Source organism: Rhodonellum sp. (assembly GCF_030656585.1).
GTDB lineage: Bacteria > Bacteroidota > Bacteroidia > Cytophagales > Cyclobacteriaceae > Rhodonellum > Rhodonellum psychrophilum.
In genome coordinates, this window is the sequence record NZ_JAUSPP010000026.1 from 50,879 (window position 1) to 65,490 (window position 14,612).

A 14,612-nucleotide genomic window follows, 5' to 3' on the forward strand; every position below is an offset into this window, starting at 1 on the left:
ATAATTAAAATCTAAAGTGTGAGAATGCTTTGTTGGCTTCTGCCATTCTGTGCGTATCATCTTTCTTCTTCACTCCGGCACCTTCGCCTTTCGCTGCGGCGATGATTTCACCAGCTAGTCTGTCCATCATTGTCTTCTCACCCCTTCTTCTGGCGTAAGTAATCATCCACTTGATTCCAAGGGATACTTTTCTTTCAGGTCTAACTTCCATTGGCACCTGGAATGTAGCACCACCAACTCTACGACTCTTCACCTCTACAGATGGAGTAATATTGTTAAGCGCCTTCTTCCAAACCTCAAGACCGTTCTCACCTACCTTGGTTTCTACTTTTGCAACTGCATCGTAGAAAATCCTATAAGCAATACTCTTCTTCCCATCGACCATCAGACAGTTCACAAACTTTGTTACCAAAGTATCATTAAACTTCGGATCAGGAAGAATATATCTCTTTTTTGGTTTCGCTTTTCTCATTTCTTTGAATGTGTAATATTTAAATTATTTTTTCTTTGCCGGAGCTGCTGCGCCACCTTTGCCAGCCTTCGGTCTTTTAGCACCATACTTGGAACGACCTTGTTTACGGTCTTTAACTCCTGCAGTATCAAGTGCACCTCTGATGATGTGATAACGCACACCCGGAAGATCTTTCACACGGCCACCTCTAATCAAAACAATAGAGTGTTCCTGCAAATTATGTCCTTCTCCTGGAATGTAAGCATTCACTTCTTTTCCATTTGTCAATCTTACCCTGGCCACTTTTCTCATCGCTGAGTTTGGTTTCTTGGGCGTGGTAGTGTACACTCTGGTACACACTCCCCTACGCTGAGGGCACGCATCCAAAGCTCTAGACTTGGATTTGGTCTCAAGGGTTTTTCTACCTTTTCGTACTAACTGTTGTATAGTAGGCATTAACTGTTAAAATTTAGTTTTTCCTTACTTCTTTAAACTTGTGAATTTTGGACTGCAAAGGTAAACAAATCGGTAAAACAAACAAAATTAAGATGTTATATTTTAAATTAAGTCTTCACTGACTTTTGATTAGTCCTCTCCCCAATCCCTACTCATTATTACATTAAAAAAACCGATTCATCAAAATGTTGACATTTTGTAATCTCAACATTCCTCAATAGGTTCTTCCAATTATGCTTCGCCTGGTCTTCCTCCAAAATTAACTGGAAACTGAGGCACCCCTCCTCCATTGTTGATCTTCCCAAAAGCATTTTCGTACTTTTCGATATTGTCTTTCAAAGCAGCCAACAATCTTTTGGCATGATCAGGAGTCATGATTATCCGTGATTTCACTTTTGCCTTCGGAACTCCAGGCATCAGTCTGATAAAATCAACTACAAACTCAGAGTTGGAATGGGCAATCATGGCCAGATTAGAATAAATTCCTTCCGCAATTTCTTCTGACAACTCGATATTAATCTGTTGATCCGGGATGGATTTTGGTGTTTTATCGTCTTCCATGATTATTTGATTAAAAAAAGGCCTGTAATGATACAGGCCTTTTTAAGGTAAAATCAATTGTTTATTACTTTACTGCCTCTTTCGATTTTTTGATAGATCTCTCCTTCTCACTGGATAATCTTTCATACTCCTCCAAAGAGCCCACTATTATTTTCTGGAATGGACGCTGACCCGTTCCTGCAGGGATAAGGTGACCAACGATCACGTTTTCTTTCAATCCCAACAATTCGTCACGTTTCCCACGGATCGCCGCTTCACTTAATACTTTGGTTGTTTCCTGGAAGGAAGCCGCTGATATAAAGCTTTCGGTACCCAATGATGCTGCTGTGATCCCTTGCAATGTAGGCTTGGAAACTGCCGTTTCTGCATCTCTTACTTGCACAAGTTTCAGATCTTTTCGCTTCAGGCTGGAGTTTTCGTCCCTTAATCTTCTGGAAGAAAGGATCATTCCTGGCTTCAAGGTAGAAGAATCTCCTACTTCCATAACCACCTTTTTATCCAAAATGCTATCATTCTCCTGTCTAAAGGCCCACTTATCAACAATCTGACCTTGAAGGAATCCTGTGTCACCTGCATCAAGTATTTCAACTTTTTGCATCATTTGGCTTACAATCACCTCAATGTGTTTATCATTGATTTTCACACCTTGAAGACGGTAAACTTCTTGGATTTCATTCACAAGATATTCCTGAACAGCCGTTGGGCCTTTGATGGAAAGGATATCGTTTGGCGTGATGGCACCATCCGAAAGTGGTTCACCCGCTCTGATAAAATCGTTTTCCTGAACAAGAATATGCTTGGAAAGTGATACCATGTATCTCTTTTTTACACCATCCTTAGATTCAATAAAGATTTCCCTGTTACCCCTTTTGATACCGCCATAAGTCACTACACCGTCGATTTCTGAAACCACAGCCGGATTGGATGGGTTTCTGGCTTCGAACAATTCCGTAACTCTTGGAAGACCTCCGGTAATATCTCTTGTCTTACCAACAGATCTTGGTATTTTCACAAGGATTTGACCGGATTTCACAGTCTCTCCTTCTTCAACAGCAAGGTGAGCTCCTACCGGAATATTGTATGCTTTAAGATCCTCACCATAATTGATCACCACGGCAGGGTTCTTGGTTTTATCTTTTGTGTCAATGATTACCTTTTCACGATAACCCGTTTGATCATCGGCAACTTCCTTGAAAGTGATACCTTGGATGATTGAATCAAACTCCACTTTACCATCGTATTCTGAAAGAATGACGGCATTATATGGATCCCAAGTACACAATGAATCTCCCTTGGCTATTTTTTGACCATCTTTTACATTCAAGAGTGCACCATAGGGGACGTGATTGGAAACCAATGTCTTACCTGTTTTGGCATCGTTGATTTTGATCTCACCCGATCTTCCCATGACAATGGCAACATCGCTGCCATCTTTGCTGGTCGTTTGGATCCATCTCAATTCCTCTTCGAATTCAATCACACCTTCAAATTTGGCATTGATACTTGCTTCTACTGAAATATTGGATGCAGTACCCCCAACGTGGAAAGTTCTTAATGTCAACTGAGTACCTGGCTCACCAATGGACTGTGCAGCGATAACACCGACAGATTCCCCATTCTGAACCATCCTACCCGTGGCAAGATTACGTCCGTAACATTTTGCACAAACTCCTCTTCTGGTTTCGCAGGTCAATACAGACCTAATCTCAACCTCCTCGATCGTAGATTCATCTACTTTCTTGGCAACCTCATCGGAAATCTCTATTCCGGCGGTAATAAGAAGCTCTTCCGACACAGGGTCATAGACATCATGAACAGAAACCCTACCTACTATTCTTTCGGATAGCGGCTCTACGATCTCGTCATTGTCTTTCAATGGCTGTACAATCAGTCCTCTTAATGTACCACAATCATCTTCTGAGATAATCATGTCCTGCGCCACATCCACCAATCTTCTGGTCAAGTAACCAGCATCGGCAGTTTTAAGGGCTGTATCAGCAAGACCCTTACGGGCACCGTGAGTAGAAATAAAGTATTCCAATACATCAAGACCTTCCTTAAAGTTGGAGAGAATCGGGTTTTCGATGATTTCACCAACCGAACCTTGAAGGTTTTTCTGTGGTTTGGCCATCAGCCCTCTCATTCCGCCCAACTGACGAATTTGTTCTCTCGAACCCCTTGCGCCGGAGTGCATCATCATATAAATGGCATTGAACCCTTGGTTATCCTCCTCCATCTGTTTCATCAGAATGTTGGTAAGGTTGGAATTGGTTCTTGTCCAAATATCAATTACTTGATTGTATCTTTCATTGTCTGTGATCAGACCCATGAGGTAGTTGTTCCAAACTTGGTCCACATCACCCTTTGCCTTATCGATCAAAACATCCTTTTCTTCCGGAATAATAACATCGTTCAATCCCATGGATAGACCGCCTTCATATGCCATTTGAAATCCAAGATGCTTGATATCATCCAAGAAATGTACAGTTTTTGCGATACCGCAAATCTTTACGATCTCCGAAATAATTTGCTGTAACTTCTTCTTGGTCAAAAGTTCGTTTACATAACCTACTTCTTCAGGAACAAATTGGTTGAAAATCAATCTACCGGCAACGGTTTCAATGATTTTTTCAACTCTGTCTCCGTTGTCTTCTCTTACCATTACCTTACACTTGATAAAGGCGTGAAGAGAAACTTGTCCTTCATTCAAGGCAATAATAACTTCTTCCTGTCCGTAGAAAGTCATTCCTTCTCCCAAAACAATTTCATCTGGCGTGGATCGCTTACCTTTTGTAACGTAATACAATCCGAGAACCATATCCTGCGAAGGTACCGTAATCGGTGCTCCATTGGCAGGATTCAGAATATTGTGGGAAGAAAGCATTAAAGTAGAGGCTTCCAAGATCGCTTCATGTCCCAAAGGAACGTGAACAGCCATCTGGTCACCATCGAAATCGGCATTGAATGCGGTACATACCAAAGGATGCAATTGTATGGCTTTTCCTTCAATCAACTTCGGTTGGAATGCTTGAATACCCAATCTGTGTAGGGTAGGAGCACGATTCAAAAGAATCGGATGACCTTTCAATACATTTTCGAGGATATCCCAAACAACCGGATCCTTACGATCAACGATTTTCTTTGCAGATTTTACGGTTTTCACAATTCCTCTTTCTATCAATTTTCTGATAATAAAAGGCTTGAAAAGTTCCGCTGCCATATTCTTGGGCAAACCGCACTCGTGAAGCTTTAATTCCGGTCCTACAACAATCACTGAACGTCCAGAATAATCAACCCTTTTTCCCAAAAGGTTTTGACGGAAACGACCTTGTTTACCTTTCAACATATCTGAAAGTGACTTCAAGGCTCGATTGCCATCAGATCTTACAGCGTTTACTTTTCTTGAATTGTCGAAAAGTGAATCCACTGCTTCCTGTAGCATCCTTTTTTCGTTTCTCAAGATCACCTCAGGCGCCTTGATATCAATCAATCTTTTCAGACGGTTGTTTCTGATGATCACCCTTCTGTACAGATCATTCAAATCTGAAGTGGCAAATCTACCACCATCCAAAGGAACCAAAGGTCTCAACTCCGGTGGAATCACAGGAACCATACGAACCACCATCCACTCGGGACGGTTTTCGATCCTGGTTCTTGCATCTCTAAAAGCTTCTACAACTTTCAACCTTTTCAAAGCTTCCGCTTTTCTTTGTTGAGAAGTATCGGTAGCCGCCTGATGTCTTAGGCTATAGGAAAGATCATCAAGATCCAACCTGGACAACAACATCTCAATGACTTCCGCGCCCATTTTGGCGATGAATTTATTTGGATCGGCATCATCAAGCATTTGGTTTTCCTTAGGGAGTTTATCCATAATGTCCAAATACTCATCTTCAGTCAAAAAATCAAGATACTGAATGCCATCTTCACCTTTGATACCTGCTTGAACCACTGCATACCTTTCATAGTAAACAATTTGATCAAGTTTTTTGGTAGGCAAGCCCAATAGGTAACCTATTTTGTTGGGAAGGGATTTGAAGTACCAGATATGCGCAACAGGAACGACCAATTCAATGTGGCCCATTCTTTCTCTACGCACTTTCTTTTCGGTAACCTCAACGCCACAACGGTCACAAATAATCCCTTTATATCTTATGCGCTTATATTTTCCACAATGACATTCCCAGTCTTTCACGGGACCGAAAATTCGCTCACAAAACAATCCACCCATTTCAGGCTTGTAAGTTCTGTAATTGATAGTTTCAGGCTGCGTCACTTCTCCATGAGAGCTATCCAGGATTGATTCCGGAGAAGCTAAACTAATGGTGACTCTGGAAAAGTCGTTGTTTAGTTTTTTGTTTTTTCTGAACGCCATAATTCTTTATGAATATGTGAAGGGCTTTATAGGCCCATTTTTTTTGAATTAGTCTAATGTAATTTCGAGTGCCAAGCCTCTTAGTTCATGAACCAATACATTAAAGGATTCCGGAATATTTGGTTTCGGAAGGTTTTCCCCTTTTACAATTGCTTCATATGCCTTGGCTCTACCCACTACATCATCAGACTTCACGGTAAGTATTTCTTGCAACACATGAGAAGCACCAAATGCCTCCAATGCCCATACTTCCATTTCCCCAAAACGCTGACCACCAAACTGGGCTTTACCACCCAATGGCTGTTGTGTAATCAAGGAGTATGGTCCGATAGACCTTGCGTGCATCTTGTCATCTACAAGGTGCCCAAGTTTAAGCATGTAAGTGATCCCTATCGTAACCGGTTGATCAAACTTCTTACCCGAAAGACCATCATAAAGGTATGTTCTACCATATGGAGGCAATTTCGCTTCGGCTAATTCCGCAGCGACTTCTTCCATGGTCGCACCATCAAAAATTGGTGTAGAATACTTTCTTCCCAATTCTTTACCGGCCCATGCCAATACAGTTTCGAAAATCTGTCCGATATTCATCCTTGAAGGAACACCAAGTGGATTCAATACAATGTCCATTGGCGTACCGTCTTCTAAGAATGGCATGTCCTCTTCTCTCACGATTTTGGCAACAATACCTTTATTACCGTGACGCCCAGCCATTTTATCTCCAACTTTCAACTTACGTTTTTTGGCAACATAAACCTTGGCAAGTTGAACGATACCAGCAGGCAATTCATCTCCTACCTCAAGCGTAAACTTATCTCTTTTGAATATACCTGAGATCTCGTTTCTGGTGTTTGTATAGTTTTTGACCAATTTCTGGATCAAACTGTTTGTATGGGCATCTTCTGTCCAATCATCCAAAATGATATCAGAAATCAAATTCGCTTCTTCCTGTACATTGTAATTGCTTTCGTCCCTATATGGGTTTTTGGCAGGGAACAAGTTGTGATCGATGTTTTTGAAGCTGAATTTAACCCCTTTACTAATGATTTCGTCACCAAACTTATGCCTCACTCCAAGGGAAGTTTTACCATCCAATAAAGTCACCAATTTGTTGATCATTTGAGCCCTAACACCCAAAAGATCTTTGGCATATTTTGACTTCAATTTTTCAACCTCAGCTTTGGATTTGATTCTCAAATCCTTGTCTTTTTTCGGTCTTGAGAAAAGTTTGGTTTCAATCACAACTCCATTCAATGAAGGCGAGGCTTTCAAAGATGCATCTTTTACATCTCCAGCCTTATCTCCAAATATCGCCCTAAGCAATTTTTCTTCAGGAGTTGGATCTGTTTCACCCTTTGGCGTAATCTTACCAATAATGATATCTCCTTCCTTCAGTTCTGCACCAATTCTGATAATCCCGTTTTCATCCAGGTTTTTAACAGCTTCCTCAGAGACGTTAGGAATCTCAGAAGTCAATTCTTCTTCCCCTCTCTTTGTATCTCTAACTTCAAGCTGGAATTCTTCAATGTGGATGGACGTAAATACGTCCTCACGTACGACTCTTTCAGAAATAACGATCGCATCTTCAAAGTTGTAACCTTGCCAAGGCATATAAGCAACCCTTAGGTTTTTACCAAGAGCTAGCTCACCTTTGTTGGTGGAATATCCCTCAACCAAAACCTGACCTTTAGAAATCTTTTCTCCCTTCAAAACCAAGGGGGTAAGGTTTATGGTTGTGTCCTGATTGGTTCTCCTGAATTTGATCAGGTCATATGTTTTATATTCGTCACTGAAATTGACTAAAATGTCATCTTCGGTAAGTTTATATTTAACGATGATTTTTTTGGCATCTACATAATCTATCACACCATCCATCTCCGCAATGATCAAAGATCTTGAATCGATCGCAGCTCTTGCTTCCAGACCTGTACCCACGATTGGCGCTTCTGCTTTCAATAATGGAACAGCCTGGCGTTGCATGTTAGATCCCATCAAAGCTCTATTCGCATCATCATGTTCCAAGAAAGGAATAAGTGAAGCAGCAACAGAAACAATCTGATTCGGTGCAACATCCATAAAGGTGATTTCTTTTGGATCCAGTACCGGAAAATCTCCTTCAAATCTCGCCTTTACTTTCTCGTTTATGAAGTATCCCTTCACATCCAAAGGTGCATTTGCCTGCGCAATGTTGTTGTCATCTTCTTCCTCAGCGGTAAGGAATACGATATCATTGACATCCATACTCACTTTACCTTCCTTCACCTTACGGTAAGGTGTTTCTAAGAAGCCCATTGAATTCACTTTGGCGTGAACGCAAAGCGAGGAAATCAAACCAATGTTTGGACCCTCTGGGGTTTCAATGGTACAAAGACGGCCGTAATGCGTGTAATGCACATCTCGAACTTCGAATCCTGCTCTCTCTCTGGAAAGTCCACCTGGACCCAAAGCTGACAATCTTCTTTTGTGTGTCAACTCAGCCAATGGATTGGTTTGATCCATGAATTGGGAAAGCTGATTCGTTCCAAAAAATGAATTGATAACAGAAGAAAGCGTTCTTGCATTAATCAAATCAACTGGTTTGAAATCTTCGTTGTCACGAACGTTCATCCTTTCACGGATGGTTCTCGCCATTCTAGAAAGTCCAACACCAAATTGACTGTACAATTGCTCGCCTACAGTTCTTACCCTTCTATTACTCAAGTGATCTATATCATCCACAACTGCTTTAGAATTGATCAGTCCGATCAAATATTTTACAATGCTGATAATATCTTCAGTAGTAAGAACGATCTTTTCAGAATCAATACTTAACCCTAATTTTTTGTTGATTCTATACCTACCAACTTCACCCAAATCATACCGCTTGTCTGAAAAGAAAAGTCCGTGGATTACCTCTCTTGCAGTTGCTTCATCGGGAGCTTCCGTATTTCTAAGTTGCCTATAGATAACTTCAACCGCTTCTTTTTCAGAGTTGGAATTGTCCTTTTGCAACGTATTGTAAATGATGGAAAAATCTGCAACGTTTACATCTTCTCTATGGAGAATGATGGATTTCGCACCAGATTCCAAGATCATTTCGATATCTTCGTCTGAAAGTATGGAATCTCTTTCCAGCAATACTTCGTTTCTATCGATAGAAACTACTTCACCAGTATCCTCATCTACAAAATCCTCTACCCATGTTCTCAAAACACGCGCGGCGAGTTTTCTTCCGGTGACTTTTTTAAGATTGGCTTTAGTTGAGGAAATTTCCTCTGAAAGACCGAATAAATCAAGGATGTCCTTATCAGAACCATAACCAATTGCCCTCAACAAAGTAGTTACAGGGAATTTTTTCTTACGGTCAATGTAAGCATACATCACATTGTTGATGTCGGTAGCAAATTCTATCCAACTTCCCTTGAACGGGATAATTCTGGCTGAATATAGTTTGGTTCCGTTGGTATGTTTACTTTGGGCAAAGAACACACCTGGAGACCTGTGAAGTTGGGAAACGATGACTCGTTCAGCCCCATTGATCACAAACGATCCTTTTTCGGTCATGTAAGGTAGATTTCCAAGAAATACCTCTTGCTCAATAGTTTCAAAATCCTCGTTGTCTTCGTCAGAACAAAGTAAACGTAGTTTGGCTTTCAGGGGTACAGAATAGGTTAATCCCCTATCGATACATTCCCCGACGCTGTACTTTGGAGGATCCACATTATAATCAATAAATTCAAGTGTGAAATTTTCCCTGGAATCGCTTATTGGGAAATTCTCGGAAAACACCTTGAAAAGACCATCCTGTCTTCTTTTTTCTGCGGGAGTATCCAATTGAAAGAAATCCTTGAAAGATTGTAATTGGATATTTAGGAAATCAGGATAGTCTTTGACTACCTTAATGGATGAGAAACTTTTCCTTTCGGTTTGATTCTGGATAGCCAAGTCAGTATAAGTTTATAGTGATAATGAATAACGTAATAGGGATATTTATGCTTGGAATAATGCTATTTTCAGCATGGTCACAAACAGGAAAAGACCTGACTCTTCAGTCAGGTCATTTCTGATAACCTTTACCTATGAGGTAAGGTTATTCAAATTATTTAACTTCTACTTCAGCACCAGCCTCAATAAGAGCAGCTTTCAAAGCTTCAGCTTCGTCTTTGGTTACACCTTCTTTAACAGCTTTTGGGGCTGAGTCAACAAGCTCTTTTGCTTCTTTCAAACCAAGACCGGTTAATTCTTTTACAAGTTTAACTACAGCTAGTTTAGAACCACCAGCAGCTTTAAGAATTACGTCAAAAGAAGTTTTTTCTTCTTCAACGGCACCTTCTCCTGCTCCACCACCAGCTACAACAGTAGCTGCAGCTGCTGCAGGTTCGATACCATATTCATCCTTAAGGATTGCGGCTAATTCACTTACTTCTTTAACAGTTAGGTTAACTAACTGTTCAGCGAACGCTTTAAGATCTGCCATTGTATTATTTTTTAAATTGTTGATTTTTAACTGATTGATTGTATAATATTATTGTTCTCTTTCGGAAAGGGTTTTAACAAGCCCAGCCAATGTATTCTGACCACTCTTAAGAGCAGAGATAACATTTTTGGCAGGAGATTGAAGAAGACCGATAACGTCTCCGATCAATTCATTCTTAGTTTTAAGGTTGGAAAGCAATTCTAATTGCTCTTCACCAATATATAAGCTTGAATCTATCGAAGCACCTTTGAATAAAGGTCTTGTTTCTTTCTTACCTTGTTTCTTTCTAAAATCAAGAAGGACTTTAGCAGGAAGGTTACCCAACTCTTTCGAGAACATAACTCCTGAGAATCCTTTCAAGGTTTTTTCTGCAAATTCAGTATAATCTGTCTCAAGATTTTCTAATGCTTTCTTGATCAGTGTATTTTTGTAAACCTTATATTCTACACCTTTGTCAAAGCAGGACCTTCTGAAAGCGTTTACTTGCGCTACAGAAAAACCCGATGCATTCGTGATATAGAAATATGGATTTTCTTTGAATTTCTCAGTAAGACCTTCGATTATTTTACTTTTTTCCTCTCTAGTCATGATTAAATTCCTTGAATACTTCCTTTATCTACTATTATTCCAGGAGACATTGTGCTTGACAAATGTATACTTCTGAAATATGTACCTTTAGAAGAAGATGGTTTTAACTTAGAGATCGTTTGGATAAGTTCTTTAACATTCTCTTGGATTTTCTCCGGGTCGAATGAAACTTTCCCTACACTTGCGTGAATGATCCCGAATTTATCTACTTTAAAGTCGATTTTACCCGCTTTCACCTCTTTTACTGCTTTTGCAACATCCAAAGTTACTGTTCCAGATTTCGGGTTCGGCATCAAGCCTCTTGGACCCAAAACCCTACCTAGTCTACCGACTTTAGCCATTACGTTAGGCATGGTGATAATCACATCGATATCAGTCCATCCACTTTCGATTTTTGCTATATAGTCGTCTAATCCAACATAGTCCGCACCTGCTTCTTTTGCTTCTTCTACTTTATCGGGCGTGCAGAGTACAAGTACTCTAACATCTTTACCTGTGCCATGCGGCAAGGCAACAACACCTCTTACCATTTGGTCAGCTTTCCTAGGATCAACACCCAATCGGACATCGATATCCACGGAGGCATCAAATTTGGTTAGAGATATTTCTTTCACGATAGAAGAAGCTTCCTCCAAGGAGTACTGTTGGCTTGCGTCGTACTTAGAAAGAGCTTCTTTTTGCTTTTTTGTTAACTTAGCCATAGTTTTTTAATTATCCCTCCCAGGGGGCTTTTCCAGATACTGTGATTCCCATGCTTCTTGCTGTTCCAGCTATCATTTTCATAGCTGACTCAACCTTAAAGGCATTTAGATCAGGCATTTTCACTTCAGCAATTTCTTTAACCTGATCCCATGTGACAGAGCCTACTTTTTTCCTATTCGGTTCAGCAGATCCATTTTTTACTTTTGCAGCCTCAATCAGCATATTTGCAGCTGGTGGAGTTTTTACCACAAAGTCAAAAGACTTGTCTGAATAAATAGTAATCAAAACGGGCACAACCTGTCCCATTTTCTCTTGGGTTCTAGCATTGAATTGCTTACAGAACTCCATGATGTTCAAACCCTTGGAACCAAGGGCAGGACCAACTGGAGGTGATGGATTTGCCTGGCCACCTTTCACCTGTAATTTCACATAACCAGTGATTTCCTTAGCCATTTCCTAGTCTTGTTTTTCTACTTGTATAAAGTTTAATTCTACAGGTGTGTTTCGACCGAAGATCTTGACCATAACATTCAATTTCTTCTTGTCTTCGAACACCTCTTCTATTGTTCCCGCGAAACCACTAAAAGGACCATCCATTACTTTAACGGTTTCTCCTATTATAAATGGCGTATCAAGCTTCTCTGTAAACTCGTCAATCTCCTCAACACGACCTAAGATCCTGTTGATTTCCGACTGACGTAATGGTTCAGGGGTTTTGGAAGCCCCCCCTTTGTTTGACCCTAAGAAACCGATAACACCCGGGATACTTGTAATCACATGATTGGCCTCACCATGGCTCAAATCCGCATTGACCAATACATAGCCAGGGAAAAAATTTCTTTCCCTCACTCTTTTCTTGCCATTACGCATTTCGTAAACTTTTTCGGAAGGTATCAGCACCTCAGGAATATAATCCTCAAGCTTTTGACGAAGAATTTCATTGTCTAAATAAGTTTTAGCTTTCTTTTCTTGTCCTGCTACCACCCTAAGTACGTACCACTTATGTTCAGTCATCAGTAATTGTAATTCAATTAAAATAAATCATAAAACCACGTCATCAAATTTTCAAACCCCAAATCGATAAGCCCTATAACCAGGGCAAAGACCAATGAAGCGACGATGACCAAAACAGCACTGTTTTGTAAAAATGAATAAGGAGGCCAAGTGACCTTATTTTTCATTTCATCAATTGACTCAACGACAAAGTTTTTGATATTCATGGTTATTCTGTTTTGAAGCACGGGCAGAGAGATTCGAACTCCCATCAACGGTTTTGGAGACCGCTATTCTACCATTGAACTATGCCCGTAAATTTTTCACATCCAAAAGGAATGCAAAATTAGACATAAAAGGATAAAGAAACAAATGCGATCCCAAAATAAATTGAGATCGCATTTTTATTTTATAGAGAATTGTGAAGAATTAATCCAAGATCTCAGTCACCTGACCAGCACCTACAGTTCTACCTCCTTCACGGATTGCAAATCTAAGGCCTTTTTCAAGTGCAATTGGACTCAACAACTTCACTTCAATAGTAACGTTATCACCAGGCATAACCATTTCTACATTTTCAGGTAGCATGATTTCTCCTGTTACATCCGTAGTTCTCAAATAGAACTGTGGACGGTATCTGTTGAAAAATGGAGTATGTCTTCCACCTTCTTCTTTGGAAAGAACGTAAACTTCAGCTTTGAAATGCGCATGTGGCTTTACAGAACCTGGCTTACAGATAATCATTCCTCTTTTGATCTGGGATTTTTCAATACCTCTCAACAATAGACCAACGTTATCTCCAGCTTCTCCTCTGTTAAGGATCTTACGGAACATTTCAACACCTGTTACAGTGGATTTCAAACCTTCAGCACCCATACCAATAATGTCTACAGGCTCTCCAGAGTTGATTACACCTCTTTCGATTCTTCCGGTAGCTACAGTACCACGACCAGTGATAGAGAATACATCTTCAACAGGCATCAAGAAATCTTTATCGATCAATCTTTCTGGGATTGGAATAAAGTTATCTACAGCGTTCATCAATTCCATTACAGTCTCTTCCCATTTGGCTTCGCCGTTAAGCGCACCAAGTGCAGAACCTGCAATTACTGGGATATTATCCCCATCAAAATCATAGAATGAAAGAAGCTCTCTGATCTCCATCTCAACAAGTTCGAGAAGTTCAGGATCATCTACCATATCCACTTTGTTCATAAATACCACAAGAGAAGGTACACCTACCTGACGGGCAAGAAGGATATGCTCTCTAGTTTGTGGCATTGGACCGTCAGTCGCGGCCACTACCAAGATAGCGCCATCCATTTGAGCAGCACCAGTTACCATGTTCTTCACATAATCCGCGTGACCAGGACAATCTACGTGAGCGTAGTGTCTGTTTTCAGTCGAATATTCAACGTGAGATGTGTTGATAGTGATACCTCTTTCTTTTTCTTCCGGAGCGTTGTCGATAGAAGAGAAATCTCTTAATTCAGAAAGACCCTTTTTGGCCAATACTGTTGTAATGGCAGCAGTCAAAGTTGTCTTACCATGATCTACGTGACCAATCGTGCCGATATTTACGTGCGGTTTGGAACGGTCAAAGGTTGCTTTTGCCATGCGTGAAAATCCTCTGTTTTAGTTAAAGATATGAATTAGTTAAATTATCCAATGTTTCTGAGCCAACGAGGGGATTTGAACCCCTGACCCCTTCCTTACCAAGGAAGTACTCTACCACTGAGCTACGCCGGCTGGTAACATTACTCAATGCTAGAAAAAGCATTGAGCGGGAGACGAGGCTCGAACCCGCGACCTGCAGCTTGGAAGGCTGCCGCTCTACCAACTGAGCTACTCCCGCTTTTAATACTCTGTGCAAAACTAGTCAAAATTTCCCACATTATGCAATAGTGGGGGAAACAGGATTCGAACCTGTGAAGACATAAGTCAACGGATTTACAGTCCGTCCCAGTTGGCCGCTTTGGTATTCCCCCAACTGATTGTCGTTAATCCCTGTTTAAAAAAGCAACTAAGCC

Annotated in this window: 12 protein-coding genes and 4 tRNA genes; all 16 read right to left on the bottom strand. The window is 40.6% G+C overall.

Features of this window, described 5'->3' with window-relative positions; genetic code table 11:
- Positions 1-4: 4 nt before the first annotated feature.
- The 16 genes from rpsG to Q7J63_RS05795 all read right to left on the bottom strand — a co-directional run bounded on the left by rpsG (position 5) and on the right by Q7J63_RS05795 (position 14,570).
- Positions 5-472, bottom strand: a complete 468-nt coding sequence (rpsG, locus tag Q7J63_RS05720; protein WP_019596863.1) for a 30S ribosomal protein S7 — start codon at positions 470-472, stop codon at positions 5-7.
- Positions 473-496: 24 nt separating this feature from the next.
- Positions 497-907: a 30S ribosomal protein S12 gene (gene rpsL, locus Q7J63_RS05725; protein WP_019596862.1), complete on the bottom strand. Its 411-nt coding sequence runs from the start codon at positions 905-907 to the stop codon at positions 497-499.
- A 231-nt stretch (positions 908-1,138) separates the two neighbouring features.
- Complete coding sequence (locus tag Q7J63_RS05730) at positions 1,139-1,468, bottom strand: DUF3467 domain-containing protein (RefSeq protein ID WP_019596861.1); 330 nt, start codon at positions 1,466-1,468, stop codon at positions 1,139-1,141.
- A gap of 64 nt (positions 1,469-1,532) precedes the next feature.
- A complete protein-coding gene (gene rpoC / locus Q7J63_RS05735) occupies positions 1,533-5,843 on the bottom strand; it encodes a DNA-directed RNA polymerase subunit beta' (RefSeq protein WP_019596860.1) in 4,311 nt (1,436 codons plus the stop codon).
- Positions 5,844-5,891: 48 nt separating this feature from the next.
- Positions 5,892-9,767, bottom strand: a complete 3,876-nt coding sequence (gene rpoB, locus Q7J63_RS05740) for a DNA-directed RNA polymerase subunit beta (protein WP_019596859.1) — start codon at positions 9,765-9,767, stop codon at positions 5,892-5,894.
- A gap of 154 nt (positions 9,768-9,921) precedes the next feature.
- Positions 9,922-10,299, bottom strand: a complete 378-nt coding sequence (gene rplL / locus Q7J63_RS05745; protein ID WP_304884641.1) for a 50S ribosomal protein L7/L12 — start codon at positions 10,297-10,299, stop codon at positions 9,922-9,924.
- A gap of 48 nt (positions 10,300-10,347) precedes the next feature.
- Positions 10,348-10,887 (bottom strand): 50S ribosomal protein L10, encoded by a 540-nt coding sequence (rplJ, locus tag Q7J63_RS05750; protein WP_019596857.1) that lies wholly within the window; start codon positions 10,885-10,887, stop codon positions 10,348-10,350.
- A gap of 2 nt (positions 10,888-10,889) precedes the next feature.
- Positions 10,890-11,588: a 50S ribosomal protein L1 gene (rplA, locus tag Q7J63_RS05755; protein WP_019596856.1), complete on the bottom strand. Its 699-nt coding sequence runs from the start codon at positions 11,586-11,588 to the stop codon at positions 10,890-10,892.
- A 10-nt stretch (positions 11,589-11,598) separates the two neighbouring features.
- Positions 11,599-12,042, bottom strand: coding sequence for a 50S ribosomal protein L11 (gene rplK, locus Q7J63_RS05760; RefSeq protein WP_019596855.1), 444 nt, complete (start codon positions 12,040-12,042; stop codon positions 11,599-11,601).
- 3 nt (positions 12,043-12,045) lie between these two features.
- A complete protein-coding gene (gene nusG, locus Q7J63_RS05765) occupies positions 12,046-12,603 on the bottom strand; it encodes a transcription termination/antitermination protein NusG (RefSeq protein WP_019596854.1) in 558 nt (185 codons plus the stop codon).
- A gap of 17 nt (positions 12,604-12,620) precedes the next feature.
- Positions 12,621-12,809 carry a preprotein translocase subunit SecE gene (gene secE / locus Q7J63_RS05770; RefSeq protein WP_019596853.1) on the bottom strand — a complete coding sequence of 63 codons (189 nt, stop codon included), beginning with the start codon at positions 12,807-12,809 and terminating at the stop codon, positions 12,621-12,623.
- Between the two features lie 18 nt (positions 12,810-12,827).
- A tRNA-Trp gene (locus tag Q7J63_RS05775) sits at positions 12,828-12,898 on the bottom strand.
- 113 nt (positions 12,899-13,011) lie between these two features.
- Complete coding sequence (gene tuf / locus Q7J63_RS05780) at positions 13,012-14,199, bottom strand: elongation factor Tu (RefSeq protein ID WP_304884644.1); 1,188 nt, start codon at positions 14,197-14,199, stop codon at positions 13,012-13,014.
- A gap of 60 nt (positions 14,200-14,259) precedes the next feature.
- A tRNA-Thr gene (locus Q7J63_RS05785) sits at positions 14,260-14,331 on the bottom strand.
- A gap of 33 nt (positions 14,332-14,364) precedes the next feature.
- Positions 14,365-14,437: transfer RNA gene (locus Q7J63_RS05790), tRNA-Gly, on the bottom strand.
- 50 nt (positions 14,438-14,487) lie between these two features.
- A tRNA-Tyr gene (locus Q7J63_RS05795) sits at positions 14,488-14,570 on the bottom strand.
- Positions 14,571-14,612: the final 42 nt, after the last annotated feature.

What these genes read in the sequence shown, in the direction of transcription:
- rplJ (WP_019596857.1), bottom strand. Translation starts at nt 10,887, where the DNA reads ATGACTAGAGAGGAAAAAAGTAAAATAATCGAAGGTCTTACTGAGAAA.
- rplL (WP_304884641.1), bottom strand. Translation starts at nt 10,299, where the DNA reads ATGGCAGATCTTAAAGCGTTCGCTGAACAGTTAGTTAACCTAACTGTT.
- nusG (WP_019596854.1), bottom strand. Translation starts at nt 12,603, where the DNA reads ATGACTGAACATAAGTGGTACGTACTTAGGGTGGTAGCAGGACAAGAA.
- rpoC (WP_019596860.1), bottom strand. Translation starts at nt 5,843, where the DNA reads ATGGCGTTCAGAAAAAACAAAAAACTAAACAACGACTTTTCCAGAGTC.
- secE (WP_019596853.1), bottom strand. Translation starts at nt 12,809, where the DNA reads ATGAATATCAAAAACTTTGTCGTTGAGTCAATTGATGAAATGAAAAAT.
- rpsG (WP_019596863.1), bottom strand. Translation starts at nt 472, where the DNA reads ATGAGAAAAGCGAAACCAAAAAAGAGATATATTCTTCCTGATCCGAAG.
- rplA (WP_019596856.1), bottom strand. Translation starts at nt 11,588, where the DNA reads ATGGCTAAGTTAACAAAAAAGCAAAAAGAAGCTCTTTCTAAGTACGAC.
- rplK (WP_019596855.1), bottom strand. Translation starts at nt 12,042, where the DNA reads ATGGCTAAGGAAATCACTGGTTATGTGAAATTACAGGTGAAAGGTGGC.
- tuf (WP_304884644.1), bottom strand. Translation starts at nt 14,199, where the DNA reads ATGGCAAAAGCAACCTTTGACCGTTCCAAACCGCACGTAAATATCGGC.
- rpsL (WP_019596862.1), bottom strand. Translation starts at nt 907, where the DNA reads ATGCCTACTATACAACAGTTAGTACGAAAAGGTAGAAAAACCCTTGAG.
- Q7J63_RS05730 (WP_019596861.1), bottom strand. Translation starts at nt 1,468, where the DNA reads ATGGAAGACGATAAAACACCAAAATCCATCCCGGATCAACAGATTAAT.